The sequence below is a fragment of the Acetivibrio sp. genome, assembly GCF_035371925.1.
Classification (GTDB): domain Bacteria; phylum Bacillota; class Clostridia; order Acetivibrionales; family Acetivibrionaceae; genus Hungateiclostridium.
Genome location: NZ_DAORXT010000001.1, coordinates 1 through 16,847, shown reverse-complemented (window position 1 = coordinate 16,847; position 16,847 = coordinate 1). Strand labels below are relative to the sequence as shown.

Sequence of the window (16,847 nt, the reverse complement as noted above, 5' to 3'; positions counted from 1 at the left end):
AGAATCCAAAATCATATGAATATCAGGACTATTGAGTATAAAAACATCGATGAAACTGTATATATTTATGAGCATTCAAGCGGTCTTAAATCCTTTGTGGTACCTAAAAAAGGATATTCCAAGAAGTATGCAACCTTTGCAACTCATTACGGTTCTATAAATAATGAGTTTATTGTGCCAGGGGAAAAAGATGCTATCAGAGTTCCCGACGGAATTGCGCACTTTTTGGAGCACAAGCTCTTTGAGCAAAAAGACGGAAGTGTCATGGATAAGTTTTCGAAGCTTGGTTCAAATCCCAATGCGTATACCAGCTTTGCTCAGACGGTTTATCTTTTCTCCTGTACCGACAGGTTCAAAGACAATTTCCAGCTCCTTTTGGATTTTGTCCAAAACCCCTTTATTACGGAGGAAAGCGTTGAGAAGGAGAAGGACATCATAGCTCAGGAAATAAGGATGTATGAAGATGATCCCAACTGGAGAGTCTTCTTCAATTTGCTGGATGCATTTTACGTAAACAATCCTGTAAAGATTGACATAGCAGGAACGGTTGAAAGTATAAGCAAAATCAACAGGGATATTTTGTATACGTGCTATAATACCTTCTACCATCCCTCCAATATGATGATTCTGGTAGTAGGAGATGTGGAACCGGAAGAAGTGTTCAAACAGATTGAGGACAGCATTGATACAAAGAGCAGCAAGCCGGAAATAAAGAGGATTTTTCCCGAGGAACCCAAAACCATTAACCGGGACTATGTCGAGCAGAAGCTTGCAGTTGCCATGCCCATGTTTCAAATGGGATTTAAGGACAATGACTTTAATTCAAAGGGAATTGAGTGCTTAAAGAGGGAAATTGCAATAAAGCTCATACTTGAAATGATAATGGGAAGAAGCTCAAGCCTATACAATGAATTGTACAATGACGGTCTTATAAACAACAGCTTTGATTTTGATTATACCATCGAAGAAAATTATGCCTATTCAGCCTTCGGGGGTGAGTCCAAAGACCCTTTGGCGGTAAAGAAAAGGGTGATGGATGAAATTAAGAAAATCCAAATGAGCGGACTTGACAAAGACAGCTACGAGCGGATAAAAAGAGCCATGAAGGGAAGATTTATGAGGCAGCTCAATTCGGTGGAAAGAATTTCGCATATGTTTATATCGGTGTATTTTAGAGAGGTAAGTATGTTTGATTATCCGGATGTCTATGACAATATGACTTTTGATTATGTAAAAGGCGTATTTGATAGTCATTTTAATTTGGATAATTTGGCAATGTCGGTGATAAATCCGGTATAGAGAAAAGGGGGAAAATATGGATACTGTAAATGTTGTGAAATTCCCGAAATTGGGATTGGAGTTTACCATAGACAGGGTTGCCTTCTATATTTTCGGCATGCCTGTCTACTGGTACGGAATAATAATTGCCATAGGTTTTTTTCTTGCAGTTGTTTTAGGTCTTAGAAACAGTGAGAAATTCGGCATAAAATCCGATGACGCAATTGACCTTGTTTTTTGGGGCGCACCCATAGCAATTGTATGTGCAAGGCTTTATTATGTGATTTTTAATTGGCATGAGTTTAATGGCGATATAAAGAAAATAATTAACATCAGGACCGGTGGGTTGGCGATTTATGGGGGATTGATCGGCGCAGTTGTTACAGCATATTTTTTTGCAAAAGCAAAAAAGATAGATTTTCTGCGTTTGGCAGACCTTGGTGCTCCCTACTTTGTCATGGCCCAGGCAATTGGTAGATGGGGTAATTTTGTGAATCAAGAAGCCTTCGGGACAAATACCAATCTTCCATGGGGAATGCACAGTGAAGCGGTGGAAAAATACTTAAGAGATTTGAAAGTCATCGGTGTTGATCCTACAATGCCGGTCCATCCGACATTTTTATATGAATCCCTGTGGAATTTTGGAGTTTTCCTTTTCTTGATTTGGTACAGAAAGAGGTATAGGGTGCGCGGCGAATTATTTTCCTTCTATATGCTCCTATACGGCATAGGCAGAGCTTGGATTGAAGGACTTAGGACCGACAGCCTCTACCTTGGCAGTTTTAGGATTTCACAGGTTCTTGCTATTGTTTTTTCGATAACATTTGCCGTAATAATTGTTATAAGGCACAGGACTTCAAAAGGCGAACTGGTCTACAATGCTTTGGGACAACCTTTGGACGTAAAGGATTCCGAAAATGGTACAGAATACGACACCAAACAGGAAAATATGGAAAAAAGTGTTGAAGAGAGTCAGGTTGACAATAAAAAAATGCTATAATTGGCATGTATACATCAAATATTACATTATTATTACATTTTTCGAAGGCTATTGACTCGTAATTAGTAATTTTTTATAATAGAGGAACAAAAAATAAACATGAATGTCACAAATTTAGTTTTCACGTCGTAAAAATTTACAAAAGATAAATGGTGGTGTAGTAAATGCAATTGAAAATTCAAGATTTACAGAGTCAATTGAATGATATGATTGACAACTGCGACGATTACTCAAAAGATTACTCAAAAATATACGAACTGAGTGTCAAGCTTGACATGCTTATTGTCGAGTACTACAACGAATTGTTAGGGAGGAAGAATGCGAATTAACCAAGCAGAAGATATTATTTATTAAGCTCTATACGGTTAAATTTTGGAATTGGTTGACATTGCTTTGATATGAAAATATAATTATATTGTGATTATTAGCAGTTGGACTACTGTCAGGCAATAAATCCGAGATGGGCTTGGCAGTAGTTTTTAATTATTGATTTCAATGCCTGTTGACCGATTACATATTATTCTTTTAGAAGGTGACATTCTATGTATTTTATTGAAAAGGTGAAAAACTCCAATATATTGAGAAGATTTGACTATTTGCTGTTTTTTGCTGTAACATTGTTATCTGTTATAGGAGCTTTTGTTTTAAGAAGCGCAGTAGCTACAATGCCCAGCGGACGGAGAATGTTTTTGGTACAGGCGGGAAGCATTGTAGTGGGAACTGTTTTGGCTCTAATTATTAGTTTGCTGGACTATAAGGATTTTAAGATACTGGGAATTCCATTTTATATTTTTACTGTAGCTTTATTGGTATTGGTTCTTTTCGTAGGTACGGGAGAGGACTTGGGAAGCCGAAGCTGGCTTAAAATAATGGGTTTCAGCTTTCAGCCGTCGGAGCTTGCGAAGATATCCATGGTTCTGGTTTCGTCCGTTTTTCTGGAAAGAATTTATGACGGGCAAAAGAACAGGGTTGCCAACATCATAAAGTTTGTCATATACTCCGCCATACCGATAGCTCTGGTCATGGCACAAAAGGATTTTGGAACCACCTTGGTATTTGTATTTGTGGTTTTTGTAATGCTGTTTGTTTTCGGAATTGGTTATAAGTATATTTTTATGCTAATGGGAGCCGGTGTTGCAGCTTTACCGATTATGTGGTTTTTTGTGCTCAATGATACAAGAAAGAATAGAATAAGAGTTTTCCTAAACCCTGAATTGGACCCTTTGGGAGCAGGATGGAACGTTATCCGGTCGAAAATTGCCATAGGTTCGGGTAAGATTTTCGGGAAAGGGCTTTTTAAAGGGATTCAGACGCAAAATTCCTTGGTGCCCGTAAAGGAGTCGGATTTTATATTCTCTGTGGTAGGCGAGGAATTGGGGTTTGTTGGAGCAATTGTAATTGTGGGATTGGTGTTTTTCATTCTTATGAGATGCTTGTATATTTTAAGAAATGCCAGAGATAGATATGGAACTTTTGTGGTTACTGGCATAACGGCATTTTTGGCAATACACTTTATTGAAAATATTGGTATGAGCATTGGGCTTTTGCCGGTTACGGGAATTCCCCTGCCGTTTGTAAGTCAGGGCGGGAGTGCGATGCTTACCAACTATATTGCCATCGGAGTGGTTTTAAGTGTATCGGCAAGGAGACAAAAAAGCTTTTATGTGAGTAAATAAGTGAGTAATTAATCAAAAAATTGTAGAAGAGAAAAGCTAATGTTTATTGCAAAAGATAGGACTTGTTTCCTATCTTTTGCTTTTTTATTAGGAAATTTTTAAAATAGGCTTGATTATTGGACGATTTTGAACTAAAATTGAAGTATAAGTGGTGGAAAGTGGTGTGAAGTGGTGAGTTGTTCCAAAATGTGAGGTGAAATTGTTGTTCTATGGTGAATACCAACATTCAGTTGATGCAAAAGGAAGGGCGATAATACCTTCCAAATTCAGAGAAGGCCTTGGTGAGAGATTTATATTGACCAAGGGCTTGGATAACTGTTTGTTTGCGTATTCCTTGGAAGAATGGGGCAACTTGGAAGCCAAGCTAAAATCACTTCCATTCACAGATAAAGATGTAAGAGCGTTTGTGAGGTTTTTCTTTGCGGGTGCTGCTGAGGTTGAAGTGGACAAGCAGGGAAGAATACTCATACCGCAAAATCTAAGGGAGTATGCAGGCCTGGAGAAGGACGTATATATAATTGGTGTATCCACAAGGGTTGAAGTATGGGATAAGAGCAAATGGGAAAGCTATTCTGGAGATGAAAATATGAGTGCCGAAAGTATTGCTGAAAAGATGGCGATGCTGGGAATATGAAGCTGTATAAAATAGATGCTGAATTTTAAAGTGGGAGTTGGTTAACTTAAATGGAATTTCATCACAAGCCTGTTTTGCTCGAAGAAACCATTAAAAACCTTGATATCAAGCCTGATGGAGTATACATAGACGGTACTTTGGGAGGCGCAGGTCATTCCGGTGAGATTTTAAAAAGGCTTGATAAAAACGGTACATTAATAGGCCTGGATCAGGACGAGTTTGCGATTAAAACATCACAAGTGAAATTGGCCCAATTAAACTTAAAAGCAAGAATTATTCTCGAAAACACAAATTTTGTAAACATCAAGGATGTTTGTGAAAAGCACAATATTAAGTCTGTAGACGGGATACTTTTGGATTTGGGGGTTTCCTCCCATCAGCTTGATGAGGCTTCCAGGGGCTTTAGCTACAACAAAGACGCCCCATTGGATATGAGAATGGACAGAAGAGGGGAGCTTACAGCAAAGAAAATAGTCAATGAATACGATGGGGAGGAAATAAAGAGAATAATTCGAGACTATGGCGAGGAAAAATGGGCGTCAAGAATTGCAGAGTTTATTGTGGAGGCAAGAAAGACCAAAGAAATTGAGACAACCGGAGAGTTGGTTGACATTATCAAGGCCGCGATACCCAGCTCTGCAAGACGTGAAGGTCCCCATCCTGCAAAAAGGACTTTTCAAGCATTAAGAATAGCTGTAAACAATGAGTTGGGGATACTTGCCAAGACCATTGAAGACGGGACAGAGCTTTTAAAGTCTGGCGGAAGGTTTTGCATAATAACATTCCATTCGCTAGAGGACAGGATTGTCAAGGATGAGTTTGGCAAGAAAGTAAATCCTTGTACTTGCCCGAAACAGTTTCCGGTTTGTACATGCGGAAGAAAACCTGTGGCATTGCTTGTAAACAGAAAGCCGATAGTTGCGGATGAAAAAGAGCTTCAGGTTAATCCAAGGGCAAGAAGTGCAAAACTTAGAGTATTGGAAAAAATTTAGATTTAAATAATAAAGAAACAGATACGATAACAAAGGATAAAGCAAAAAATATACAAAAGACAAAATTTTAATAAAATAAAACAAAATTTAAAAGCAAAAACAAAAGATAAAACTAAAAGAATTAAAAAACAAAAGAAAAAAGAAAAAATTGATACCAGAACTTTATACAAAAGAAAAAACGAAAAATTAAAACAAAAACTAAAAAACAAAAGAAAAATTGGACTAAAAAACAAACAAAAGACAAAGTAGAAGAAAACAAAAGAAAAAACCTAATTTGGAAAAAGAGAAAGTTAAGTAGCGTTACAAAAGATAAAGCTTTACGGCAGATGTTTTTTGATTGATTATTCCGGGTGGGGATGCTTTTATGCTAGCCCCCGGATTTGTTGTCTGTTTAATGGGAATATAATTGGTGTGAGGTGAATACATATGTTAGAGGATAAGAACTATATAAACGGAACAGCGGCAAGAAAAATTGAATACGACGTATATGAAGAAAACAAAGTACTAAATGCAAAGAAGAAACAAAGGAACAACAACAAAATAAAAAGGAAGATTGTATTTTGCCTTATAGCCGTATTTGCCATGGGAGTCTTGGCAATGTACAGATATTCCCATATAACTGAGATGAATTATGAAATTGACAGACAACTTAAAGCTTATAATGAAATAAAAAATGAAAATATCAGAATACAAGTTGAAATAGAAAACAGCATTGACATACAGAAGATAAAGGAATATGCTGAAAAAGAACTTGGTATGCATAAACCCGACAAACACCAGATTACATATGTGAAGGTTCCCCAAAGTGACCTTACCATAGTATCTGAAGCGGCAAAGCAGGAGGAAATGAAAAATGCCGGCATATTCTCTGCCATTATTAACAAGATTGATTTGCTTGCCAATCTCTTGTATTAAGCTTGCTGCTTAAAGAGAGGTAAATTGATAGTACAGCCGGTATAAAAGAATATGTTTGTATTTTTGGAAAACTGCACGTTAAATTTTTAAGTAAACCCCGAATACAAGTCTTTTTGTTTGAGGGGAAAGAGTTTTTTGGCTTAAATTTAGTGGGCAGTTTTTATAGTATTAAAAGCAGTATTGGTTTAAAAACAGTATTGGGGGGATTTGGTTGGCAGGCACAACTTTGGTGATGAAAAAGAGGCTTTTGGCTGTATTATTGATATTTACTTTTTTAATAATAGCTTTGTTGGGAAGAGTCGGATGGCTTCAAATTGCTAGGGGTGAAGAACTGCAAAGAAAGGCTTATGAACAGCAAAACAGCGACAGGGAAATACCTCCCAGAAGAGGTTCAATACTTGACAGAAACGGCAAGCAACTTGCTATAAGTGCCACTGTTGACAGGATAGTAGTAAACCCCACAGAGATAGATAAATCACCGGAAGTAAGACAAAAAATTGCTAAAAAGCTTTCGGAGTTTTTGGACTTGGACGAGGAATCGGTATTAAAAAAGATAAACAAGACCAACAGCAGATATGAGATAATAAAGAAAAGAGTTGAAAAGAGTGTCGGCGATCAGATAAGACAGTGGAAAAGTGAAGAGAAAATCAAGGGACTGTATATTGACGAAGACACTAAACGTTATTATCCCAAGGGAAATCTTGCGGCCCATATAGTAGGATTTGTCGGAGAAGACAACCAGGGTCTTGACGGTATTGAGAAGACCATGGAAAAATATCTTAAGGGAGTGCCGGGGAAAATTTTGAGCGAGGTCGATGCCAAAGGGCGTCAAATGCCCAACTATGAAAACAAACGTATTGACCCTCAGGATGGATTGAATGTGGTGCTCACAATAGATGAAAACATTCAGTATTTTGCCGAGGAGGCTTTGCAGAAAGCCGTAGAAGACAACAAGGTGGCAAACGGTGCTTTTGCCGTTGTAATGGATCCTAGAAACGGAGAAATCCTGGCGTTGGTATCAAAGCCAGACTTTAATCTCAACGACCCGAGGGCCTGTCCCCCGTCAGAAGATCCTACCACATGGACCGGAACCTCTCAGAAGGATGTAGAAACCCTGTACAGGACTGTATGGAGAAACAAGGCGGTTTCGGATACCTATGAACCGGGTTCCACTTTTAAAGCAATAACAACTGCCATAGGATTTGAAGAAGGCGTTGTAACTCCTGAGACAAGAACCAGCGACAGAACCATTAATGTTCAGGGACATAATATAAATTGCTGGAAGCCGAATTTCCATGGCGAGGAATCTTTCAGGGAAGCCGTGTACAATTCCTGTAACCCCGCTTTTGTCAAAGTGGCATTGGATGTAGGTGTTGAAAAGTTCTACAATTACCTTCGGGCCTTTGGATTTTATGACAAGACGGGTATAGAGCTTCCTGGAGAAGCTCAGGGAAATTTCCATGAAAAGCCGAAGGATATTGACTTGGCTGTTGCTTCCTTCGGACAGAGATTTAAAGTTACTCCCCTTGAAATGATTGCTGCCTATGGGGCAATTGCCAACGGAGGAAAGCTTATAAAGCCTCATCTTGTAAAAGAGGTCGTTGACTCGGAAGGAAATGTGGTAGAGAAGTTTGAGCCTCAGGTTGTTAGAAATGTTATTTCAAAGCAGACTTCCCAAACCCTTCTGAATGTGCTGGAAGGAGTTGTATCTGAAGGTACGGGAAGGAATGCGTATGTTAAAGGATACAGAGTTGCCGGAAAGACAGGTACTTCCGAAACTGATGATGAAGGGGTATACATTGCTTCCTTTGCAGCCATTGCGCCGGCAGACAATCCGCGCATATGCGTTCTGGTGGCTTTGGATAATCCGAGAGGTGAAGCGTACTATGGAGGAACTATTGCAGCGCCGGTGGCGGGCAAAATAGTGGAGCAAACATTAAGTTATCTCGGTGTCGAAAGAATATACAGTGAAAAAGACATGGAAATGATAGCAGAAGAGGTATATGTTCCCGATATAAGAGATAAAACTATAGATGAAGCAAAAAAGATTCTAAAAGAGTATGGACTTGAATATAGAATAGAAGGGGACAATACTGACGGGAACACGGTTGTCAAAGAGCAAATTCCAAAGCCCGGTGCGCTTCTTGCAAAAAAATCCGTTGTTATTGTGTATACCTATGAGCCGGAAGAGGAAATAATGGTTGAAGTACCGGAGGTAATTGGCAAGACAATTGATGAAGCAACGAGAACATTAAATACTGCAGGACTTAATATAAAAGTTGTAGGCAGCGGAAATGCGGTGAGGCAGAGCATTGAGCCGGGGACCAAAATAGCTCAGGGCGAAGTGGTTGAGGTTGAGTTTGTATTCCTTGATACACATTAACCTAAAACTATTATAAGAACACAGGATGAATTTGACGGGAGGATTTTTATGAAACTTAAAGATCTGGTAAAAGGGCTGAATGTGGTTGAATTAGAAGGCGATATGGATGTCGAAATCAATGATATTGCTTATGATTCCAGAAAAGCAAAAGCAGGTTCTCTCTTTGTCTGCATAGAAGGCTTTAAGGCGGACGGACACAAGTTCATTCCCCAGGCAATAGAGAATGGAACCAGAGCTTTTCTGGTTCAAAAAGATGTGGATGTTCCTGACGATGCGACGGTTGTCAAGGTTGAGGATACAAGATATGCTCTTGCCAGCGTGGCCGATGCTTTTTTCGGGCATCCGTCAAGCCGGTTTAATTTGGTGGGCATTACCGGAACAAAAGGGAAGACCACCACTACATACATGATTAAGTCGATTCTCGAAGCTTTCGGACAGAAGGTTGGGCTTATAGGTACAATATCAAATATGATAGGGCACGAGGTTCTTCCAACTGACAGAACAACACCGGAAAGCTATGACCTTCAGGAACTTTTTTCGGAGATGGTTCAAAAGAATGTGAACAGTGTTGTAATGGAAGTATCTTCCCATGCCCTTGAACTCCACAGGGTAAGTTGCTGTGAATATGACATAGGAGTTTTTACAAACCTTTCAAGAGACCATCTCGACTTTCACAAGACTTTTGATAATTATCTTAATGCAAAAACCAAGCTTTTTGGCATGTGTAAAAAAGGCCTGATAAATATAGACAATGAATTCGGACCAAAAGTGGTGGACAGCGCCAAGTGTGAAGTCTATACGATGGGAATAGACAATAAAGCGGATTTGCGGGCGGTGGATATTGTACACCATTCGGACAGTGTGAATTTTACGGTTGTTTCACCCTGGTTTGCCGGGGACATAAAGGTGAATATTCCCGGAAAATTCAGTGTATATAATGCTTTAGCTGCCATAGGAAGCTGTGCTCTTATGGGAGTTCCCTTTGAGTATATCAAAAAAGGATTGGAGAATGTGACCGTTCCGGGAAGGGCGGAGGTTCTTGATGTCAAAAAAGACTATACTGTAATGATTGACTATGCCCATTCTCCCGACAGCCTTGAAAATATTCTGACCACAGTAAAGGCGTATGCTCCCGGAAGGGTGGTGTGTGTGTTCGGATGCGGTGGCGACCGTGACAAGACCAAGAGACCGATTATGGGAAGAATATCGGGAGAAATAGCGGATTTTACCGTCATAACCTCGGATAATCCGCGAACGGAAGACCCGGAGGCAATAATAAGGGACATTGAAGAGGGAATAAAAAAGACAGAGGGCTTGTATACCACAATTACCGACAGGCGAGAAGCTATAAAATATGCTTTGGCGAATGCAAAACCAAAGGACATAATTCTCCTTGCAGGTAAGGGGCATGAAACATATATAATCTTAAAGGATAAAACCATCCATTTTGACGAGAGGGAAGTAGTAAGGGATATACTTAAGGAACTAGGCAGTAACAATAATTAACCGGCCTTGGAGGGAACATCAGATGGAAAACTTGAAATGCGAGGAAGTACTAAAAGCAGTTGGCGGTACCTTAATATCCGGAGAAATAGATACAGTTTTTTATAATATTTCCACCGATTCGAGAAATATTAAGGAAGGAGACTTATTTGTTCCTCTTATCGGAGAAAGATTTGACGGGCATGATTACATTCAGTCGTCCTTGGAAAAAGGTGCTTTCGGAAGTTTTACCCAAAAGGAAACGGAGCCATTTTCAGGCAAAGTTTTGATAAAGGTTTCGGATACACTTAAGGCATTAAGGGATCTTGCGGCGTATTACAGACAGAAATACAAGATCCCTTTTGTAGGAATTACCGGAAGTGTGGGAAAAACGAGCACCAAGGAAATGGCTGCTGCAGTATTGTCAAAAGGCTTTAATGTGCTAAAGACTCAGGGCAACTTTAATAATGAGATTGGAGTACCCCTCACAATTTTCAACCTTGACAAATCTCACGAAGCTGCCGTTGTGGAAATGGGCATGAGCGGTTTTGGCGAAATAAGCCGTCTTGCATCAATAGTAAAGCCCGATATAGCAATAATAACAAATATAGGAGTTTCCCATATAGAAAAGCTGGGTTCAAAAAATAATATATTAAAAGCAAAAATGGAGATTTTTGAGGGCTTAAATGAGAAAGGTTTGGCAATACTAAATGGTGATGACAAATTATTGTATGGATTAAACAACCTTTTAAAGTTTAGGACCGTATTTTACGGAACGGAAGAAGGGCTCGATTACCGGGCATACAATGTAGAATCTTTGGGGGAGAAAGGCTCCACCTTTGATATTGAGATTAAAGGAAAAGAGTACAGGGTGAGAATTCCTGTGCCGGGAATACATAATGTTTATAATGCCCTTGCAGGCATTGCAGCAGGAATTGAGCTTGGCATACCGCCGGAGAAAATAGTTGAAGGTATTGAGGAATTTTCGCCGGGAAAGATGAGGCTCAATATTTTAAACTACAATGGTTTGAAGATTATAAACGATGCCTATAACGCAAGTCCCCAGTCAATGGAGGCTGCGATTGATGTTTTAAAGGATATATCCGGTCAAGGCAGGACCTTTGCCGTGTTGGGCGACATGCTTGAGCTTGGGGAAATCTCCAAAAGTGCTCATATGGAATTGGGTAGATATGCTGTCGCAAAGGGAATAGATTATATAATGGCTGTGGGAGAACTTGGAAAAAATATTGCCTATGGTGCCATTGAGGCAGGGGCAAAAGAGGAAAGGGTTTTTGAATTTAAGGACAATACGGATGCCGCCAGGTTTTTAAAAGAATTTTTAAAGTGCGGTGATGTACTGCTTGTAAAGGGTTCAAGGGGTATGAAAATGGAGGAAATAGTTAATATATTGACTAGTCAGGCATAAAGGTGTAAAGTTGGATTGATATAAAATTGCACGGATAATCTGCAATGAGTAGATTATTGCTATTATTGGGGGAGTGTGGAATTGAATTTGCCGTTTAATATTTCAACACATGTTTTTGAATTTATACTATGTTTCATTTTTTCTCTGATATTAGGTCCTGTACTTATTCCAATGCTGACGCGGTTGAAATTCGGCCAGACGGTAAGGGATGACGGACCGAAATCCCACTATAAAAAGACAGGTACGCCGACCATGGGGGGAATGATTTTTCTAATACCTGTTGTTGTTCTTGCGGCTTTTTATGCAGGGCATGACAAGAGAATTCTTCCTCTTATTTTTGTGACTTTGGGATTTGGGATTATAGGTTTTATTGATGACTTTATAAAAGTAGTGAAAAAAAGAAAAGACGGTCTTTACTGGAATCAGAAAATGTTTGGACTTCTTTTGGTTGCTGTTGTTTTTGCCGTTTATGTGTCTCGTACCCAGACTTCGGATATCATAATTCCTTTTATGGGAATGGATAGAACGGTGTCGTTGGGATGGCTGTTTGTTCCCTTTGTTGTTCTTGTATTAATTGCGTCAACGAATGCGGTGAACATTACCGACGGGCTGGACGGACTTGCAGCGGGAGTGACTTTAATAGTGACTGTCTTTTTCACCATAGTGGCAATGACAAGAGGCGAGTGGGAATACATAAAAATATTTTCAGCCATAGTTTCGGGAGGGTGTTTGGGATTTTTGGCATTTAACGCGCACCCTGCCAAAGTTTTTATGGGAGACACGGGCTCGCTGGCATTGGGCGGCGCAGTCGGTGCAATTGCAATTTTGATGAAAATGCCTCTTATTTTAATAATAGTTGGCGGTATTTATGTAATTGAGGCATTGTCGGTAATGATACAGGTGCTTTCGTTTAAATTGACGGGAAAAAGAGTTTTCAAGATGGCGCCTATTCATCACCATTTCGAACTTTCAGGTTGGAAAGAAGTAAAGGTGGTTTGGGTATTTTGGGGAATAACGGTGCTCCTTTGCATCCTTGGATTCTTTGCACTAAGACTTAAATTCTATTGATTTAACCCGTTTTGCAAGGTAAAATCCTAAAAAGTATTAGCTGCTTTTAAGGCTGAAAGCTTTAGAGGGGGAAAACAATGAAATCTATAACTACAACTAAAAAGCCATTCGATTTTTTGATATTTCTTACTGTATTGATAATGCTTACCATCGGTTCTATAATGGTATTTAGTTCTAGTGCTCCCCATGCATATAACTATTTGAAGGGTGATTCATATCATTTTTTAAAGAAGCAGTTGTTATATGTTCCTGCGGGGCTTTGTGTGATGTTTGTCACAATGAATATCGATTACAGAAAGCTTGGTAAATTATCGCCGATTATCATGCTTGTAAGTCTTGGGATGCTTTCTGTTGTTTGGATTGACGGAATCGGTGCCACCCGTAACAATGCAACCCGGTGGTTTGATTTAGGGTTTGTTGACTTTCAGCCGTCAGAATTTGCAAAGCTTGCCATGATACTTTTCCTGTCTTACAGTCTTTCCAAAAGGCAGGATACCCTTAAGTACTTTTTCAAGGGTCTTGTTCCGTACCTGATACTGATAGGCGTTCATGCATTGTTGCTGCTTTTGCAGCCTCACATGAGTGCGACAATTATTATAGGTTTGGTATCGTGCGTAATTCTCTTTTGCGCAGGGGCGAAGATAAAACACTTTGTATTAATGGGAGTGCCAGCTGTAGCGGCGGTAAGCTATTTGATTTTTACCTCCGAATATAGAATGAACAGAGTTTTGTCCTTTTTAAATCCTTGGAATGACCCGACGGGAGCGGGCTGGCAGGTTATACAATCCCTTTATGCCATTGGTTCCGGTGGATTGTTTGGAAGGGGATTGGGAAACAGTCTTCAAAAATTCCTTTATATCCCGGAGCCGTATAATGACTTTATTTTGGCGGTATTGGCTGAAGAATTGGGATTTATAGGAGTTGCCTTGGTGCTTCTTTTGTTCCTCATTTTTATATGGCGTGGAGTCAAGGTCTCCATGAATGCTCCCGATGTCTTCGGAAGTCTGGTGGCTATAGGTATAACTTCGCTGATTGCATTTCAGGCAGTTATAAATGTTGCTGTTGTTACATCTTCCATGCCGGTAACGGGAATGCCTCTTCCGTTTTTTAGCTACGGAGGAACTTCTCTTATTTTCCTTATGGCGGGGGTAGGCATACTTCTTAATATTTCTAGATATTCAAACTATGAAAGAATCTGAGGTGAGTTGATTTTGAAGGTGATTATCAGCGGGGGAGGTACAGCGGGGCATATTAATCCGGGACTTGCGATTGCCAAGTATATTAAAAAGAAGAACCCTAAAGCTGAGATTCTTTTTATTGGGACCGAGAGAGGACTTGAGACCAAGCTTGTACCGAGAGAGAACTTTGAGATAAAGATGATAAAGGTGAGGGGATTTAAAAGAAAGCTTTCCGTAGATACTTTTGTTGCTGTGAAGGAGTTGTTTCAGGGGCTTTCGGAGGCAAGAAAGATTATAAAAGAATTTAAACCGGATTTGGTGATAGGAACCGGAGGATATGTTTGCGGACCGGTATTGTTTAATGCTTCAAGAATGAAAATACCAACCCTTGTTCATGAACAGAATGCTTTTCCGGGAGTGACGAACAAGATACTGTCAAAGTTTGTTGACAAGGTGGCAATAAGCTTTAAGGAAGCGGAAAAGTACTTTAAAGACAAATCAAAAGTGGTATTTACCGGAAATCCCATAAGAAGTGAGATGTTGGAAGTTAGCAGGGAGACTGCCCGAAAGAAACTTGGGATACCGAAAGATAAGCCCCTTGTCGTAATATTTGGAGGAAGCAGGGGTGCTGAAAATATAAACAGCACTGTGGCTGAGCTTATTAAAAGACATAAAAACGATTTGAGATTTCATTTGATTTACGCAACCGGTGAGGCTCAATATGAGGATATAATGAAGAAAATCGGGGATGTTAAGTCTCCAAATATTAATGTTCTGCCATATATATTTGACATGGCAAATACCATGGCGGCGGCAGACCTTGTGGTATGCAGGGCAGGGGCAATAACAATAAGCGAGCTTACCGCATTGGGAGTTCCTTCAATATTGATTCCTTCACCCTATGTTACGGCCAATCATCAGGAGCACAATGCGAGAGCCTTAGAGCATAATGGAGCTTCGGTGGTGATTCTGGAAAAGAACTTAAGGCCGGATATATTGTATGATCAGATTACAAGACTTCTTGACGATAATGACATGCTCTCCAATATGGCCAAAAGTGCAAAGAGCATGGGTATAACAAATGCAACGGAAAAAATATATGCAATAATAAAAGACATAATGAAAACAAAACAGAAAACTTGACATAAGGACTCGCGAAGAGTCCTTTTTCTTATATAATCACCAAAGTAACATTTTTGTAAACCCAGCATAAAATAATTATATACATATAGTTATATCTATATTTATACGAATAGAAAAAGATATTTTGGGTTTAACCACCGAATGTTACGGAGGTGTATTATGAGTAAGTTGATTGTGACAGGTGGACAGAAGCTAAAGGGTGAAATAGTTGTTGAGGGTTCAAAAAATGCCGTTTTACCCATACTTGCCGCCACAGTTCTTAATGATGGTATAAGTGTCATAAAGAATTGCCCGAGGCTTCGGGATGTGGAGATAATGCTTGAGATTTTGAGGAAGTTAGGTTGCAAGGTTAAGTTTGAAGAAGATGTTGTAACAGTTGATTCTTCAACCATTAACAGCACCGAAATTCCTGAAGATCTCGCAACGGAAATGAGATCTTCTATTATTTTTTTAGGTCCCCTGCTGTCCAGATTTAAAAAAGTGACTATTAGCTACCCGGGTGGGTGCGAAAGTTTATTGGCACATTTTAATTGAAAAAAACTGGGTAAGTTTTCCATGTAAAGAAAAATTAACTTGACAAATATAGTATATATGTATTGTATTATTAGCATTTATTATAATTAATTGATTTTTGAAGTGTTGTTACAATAAGTTAGGATAATATATTATTATGTAACTATATGGATATATTAAAATTAATTATTGTGCTAACTTTATTTGGAGGTAAGTACTGTGAATGAAAAACTTTAGCATAATATTGTAATTGTCAAATCAATAAATGAATTGATAGAACTGCAGTATATGCTGAAGTTTCACAGAAGCTATTTTATTGAAGAAGTAGAAAATTTAAAAAAATAACGGACGATTGCTACAAAAAAAGTTTTTTGATAGTATATTGCGAGTTGCTGGAAGTAATTATAGTCGCTATTCATTTAGAAAAACTTGGTTTAATTTTCGTATGAGGAAAGGGGGTATCTTTTACTAAAAGTTTTGTGATAGAAGTAGATAAAAAACTAGAAAAACTGCATGCAGTAATAATAAGGAAATTTAAAAACAGCTTAAACTATTATATATCATGGCTAATTATTCATACAGTTGTAACTTTGGGAAAATAGGCTTTCATAACCTCTAAAGGATATATGAAGTTTAATTCTGAAAATGTTTTTCTAGAAAAAATTTATAAAGCTACATAATGAGATAGCGCAATAAATTTGTTAAACTAATTAATGGGTTTGAAGTTAGTTTAAAAGTATATTAATTTGAATGTTAAGTTTTTTGTATTCAGCTGATAACCTTGTCAGAATAAAATACTATTGAAGGAAGTAAGGTTTTTGTGAATAGCAAAAAGAAGTTTAAATGTGTAGTGTCCTTATTATTATTTTTTGTGCTGTTGAGTGGGCAATGTTTACAGGCCAATGCCTATTTTTTTTCTAGGATGGAAATATAGTGGTGGAAAAGAGTTTTTGTGGAGTTATCATTCTAGTTTGCCTGCAGAAGCTAAAGCAGCTGCAAAATTAGCTGATGATCCATGGACCGTATCTAACAAATTTTGGTTTAAGTGCACAGAAGGAACACTTGATATGCCTTTAAAAAACTCAATGTTTACGGATGGTTATTCTATAATGATACCAGAAATTAAGACTGACAAAACAGCAGAAATAAGTTAGAATGG

15 protein-coding genes are annotated in these 16,847 nt (G+C 38.7%); all 15 read left to right on the top strand.

What is annotated here, in order from left to right:
• The first annotated feature begins 15 nt into the window (after window positions 1-15).
• The 15 genes from PLH43_RS00075 (at window position 16) to PLH43_RS00005 (ending at window position 16,842) form a co-directional block, all read left to right on the top strand.
• Entirely contained in the window at window positions 16-1,299 is a 1,284-nt protein-coding gene (locus PLH43_RS00075) for a pitrilysin family protein (protein ID WP_324358911.1), read from the top strand.
• A gap of 16 nt (window positions 1,300-1,315) precedes the next feature.
• A complete protein-coding gene (gene lgt, locus PLH43_RS00070; protein WP_324358793.1) occupies window positions 1,316-2,278 on the top strand; it encodes a prolipoprotein diacylglyceryl transferase in 963 nt (320 codons plus the stop codon).
• A 164-nt stretch (window positions 2,279-2,442) separates the two neighbouring features.
• A complete protein-coding gene (locus tag PLH43_RS00065; RefSeq protein ID WP_324358791.1) occupies window positions 2,443-2,607 on the top strand; it encodes a Spo0E family sporulation regulatory protein-aspartic acid phosphatase in 165 nt (54 codons plus the stop codon).
• Window positions 2,608-2,820: 213 nt separating this feature from the next.
• The gene (rodA, locus tag PLH43_RS00060; protein WP_324358789.1) at window positions 2,821-3,954 is read left to right on the top strand and encodes a rod shape-determining protein RodA; all 1,134 of its coding nucleotides are present in this window, start codon (window positions 2,821-2,823) and stop codon (window positions 3,952-3,954) included.
• A 202-nt stretch (window positions 3,955-4,156) separates the two neighbouring features.
• A complete protein-coding gene (mraZ, locus tag PLH43_RS00055) occupies window positions 4,157-4,588 on the top strand; it encodes a division/cell wall cluster transcriptional repressor MraZ (RefSeq protein WP_324358909.1) in 432 nt (143 codons plus the stop codon).
• Between the two features lie 50 nt (window positions 4,589-4,638).
• A complete protein-coding gene (gene rsmH, locus PLH43_RS00050) occupies window positions 4,639-5,580 on the top strand; it encodes a 16S rRNA (cytosine(1402)-N(4))-methyltransferase RsmH (protein ID WP_324358787.1) in 942 nt (313 codons plus the stop codon).
• Window positions 5,581-6,006: 426 nt separating this feature from the next.
• Window positions 6,007-6,495: a cell division protein FtsL gene (locus tag PLH43_RS00045; protein ID WP_324358785.1), complete on the top strand. Its 489-nt coding sequence runs from the start codon at window positions 6,007-6,009 to the stop codon at window positions 6,493-6,495.
• A gap of 211 nt (window positions 6,496-6,706) precedes the next feature.
• Complete coding sequence (locus PLH43_RS00040; protein ID WP_324358783.1) at window positions 6,707-8,878, top strand: penicillin-binding transpeptidase domain-containing protein; 2,172 nt, start codon at window positions 6,707-6,709, stop codon at window positions 8,876-8,878.
• Window positions 8,879-8,926: 48 nt separating this feature from the next.
• Window positions 8,927-10,384, top strand: coding sequence for a UDP-N-acetylmuramoyl-L-alanyl-D-glutamate--2,6-diaminopimelate ligase (locus PLH43_RS00035; RefSeq protein ID WP_324358782.1), 1,458 nt, complete (start codon window positions 8,927-8,929; stop codon window positions 10,382-10,384).
• A gap of 22 nt (window positions 10,385-10,406) precedes the next feature.
• Window positions 10,407-11,786 (top strand): UDP-N-acetylmuramoyl-tripeptide--D-alanyl-D-alanine ligase, encoded by a 1,380-nt coding sequence (murF, locus tag PLH43_RS00030; RefSeq protein ID WP_324358780.1) that lies wholly within the window; start codon window positions 10,407-10,409, stop codon window positions 11,784-11,786.
• Between the two features lie 81 nt (window positions 11,787-11,867).
• Entirely contained in the window at window positions 11,868-12,854 is a 987-nt protein-coding gene (gene mraY / locus PLH43_RS00025; protein ID WP_324358778.1) for a phospho-N-acetylmuramoyl-pentapeptide-transferase, read from the top strand.
• Window positions 12,855-12,931: 77 nt separating this feature from the next.
• Entirely contained in the window at window positions 12,932-14,053 is a 1,122-nt protein-coding gene (ftsW, locus tag PLH43_RS00020) for a putative lipid II flippase FtsW (RefSeq protein WP_324358776.1), read from the top strand.
• Window positions 14,054-14,065: 12 nt separating this feature from the next.
• A complete protein-coding gene (gene murG / locus PLH43_RS00015; RefSeq protein WP_324358774.1) occupies window positions 14,066-15,175 on the top strand; it encodes an undecaprenyldiphospho-muramoylpentapeptide beta-N-acetylglucosaminyltransferase in 1,110 nt (369 codons plus the stop codon).
• Window positions 15,176-15,334: 159 nt separating this feature from the next.
• A complete protein-coding gene (locus PLH43_RS00010) occupies window positions 15,335-15,709 on the top strand; it encodes a UDP-N-acetylglucosamine 1-carboxyvinyltransferase (RefSeq protein ID WP_324358772.1) in 375 nt (124 codons plus the stop codon).
• 950 nt (window positions 15,710-16,659) lie between these two features.
• Window positions 16,660-16,842 (top strand): hypothetical protein, encoded by a 183-nt coding sequence (locus PLH43_RS00005; RefSeq protein WP_324358770.1) that lies wholly within the window; start codon window positions 16,660-16,662, stop codon window positions 16,840-16,842.
• Window positions 16,843-16,847: the final 5 nt, after the last annotated feature.

Coding starts and splice junctions, on each gene's coding strand:
- PLH43_RS00075 (WP_324358911.1), top strand. CDS start 16: ATGAATATCAGGACTATTGAGTATAAAAACATCGATGAAACTGTATAT.
- lgt (WP_324358793.1), top strand. CDS start 1,316: ATGGATACTGTAAATGTTGTGAAATTCCCGAAATTGGGATTGGAGTTT.
- PLH43_RS00065 (WP_324358791.1), top strand. CDS start 2,443: ATGCAATTGAAAATTCAAGATTTACAGAGTCAATTGAATGATATGATT.
- rodA (WP_324358789.1), top strand. CDS start 2,821: ATGTATTTTATTGAAAAGGTGAAAAACTCCAATATATTGAGAAGATTT.
- rsmH (WP_324358787.1), top strand. CDS start 4,639: ATGGAATTTCATCACAAGCCTGTTTTGCTCGAAGAAACCATTAAAAAC.
- PLH43_RS00045 (WP_324358785.1), top strand. CDS start 6,007: ATGTTAGAGGATAAGAACTATATAAACGGAACAGCGGCAAGAAAAATT.
- PLH43_RS00035 (WP_324358782.1), top strand. CDS start 8,927: ATGAAACTTAAAGATCTGGTAAAAGGGCTGAATGTGGTTGAATTAGAA.
- murF (WP_324358780.1), top strand. CDS start 10,407: ATGGAAAACTTGAAATGCGAGGAAGTACTAAAAGCAGTTGGCGGTACC.
- ftsW (WP_324358776.1), top strand. CDS start 12,932: ATGAAATCTATAACTACAACTAAAAAGCCATTCGATTTTTTGATATTT.
- PLH43_RS00010 (WP_324358772.1), top strand. CDS start 15,335: ATGAGTAAGTTGATTGTGACAGGTGGACAGAAGCTAAAGGGTGAAATA.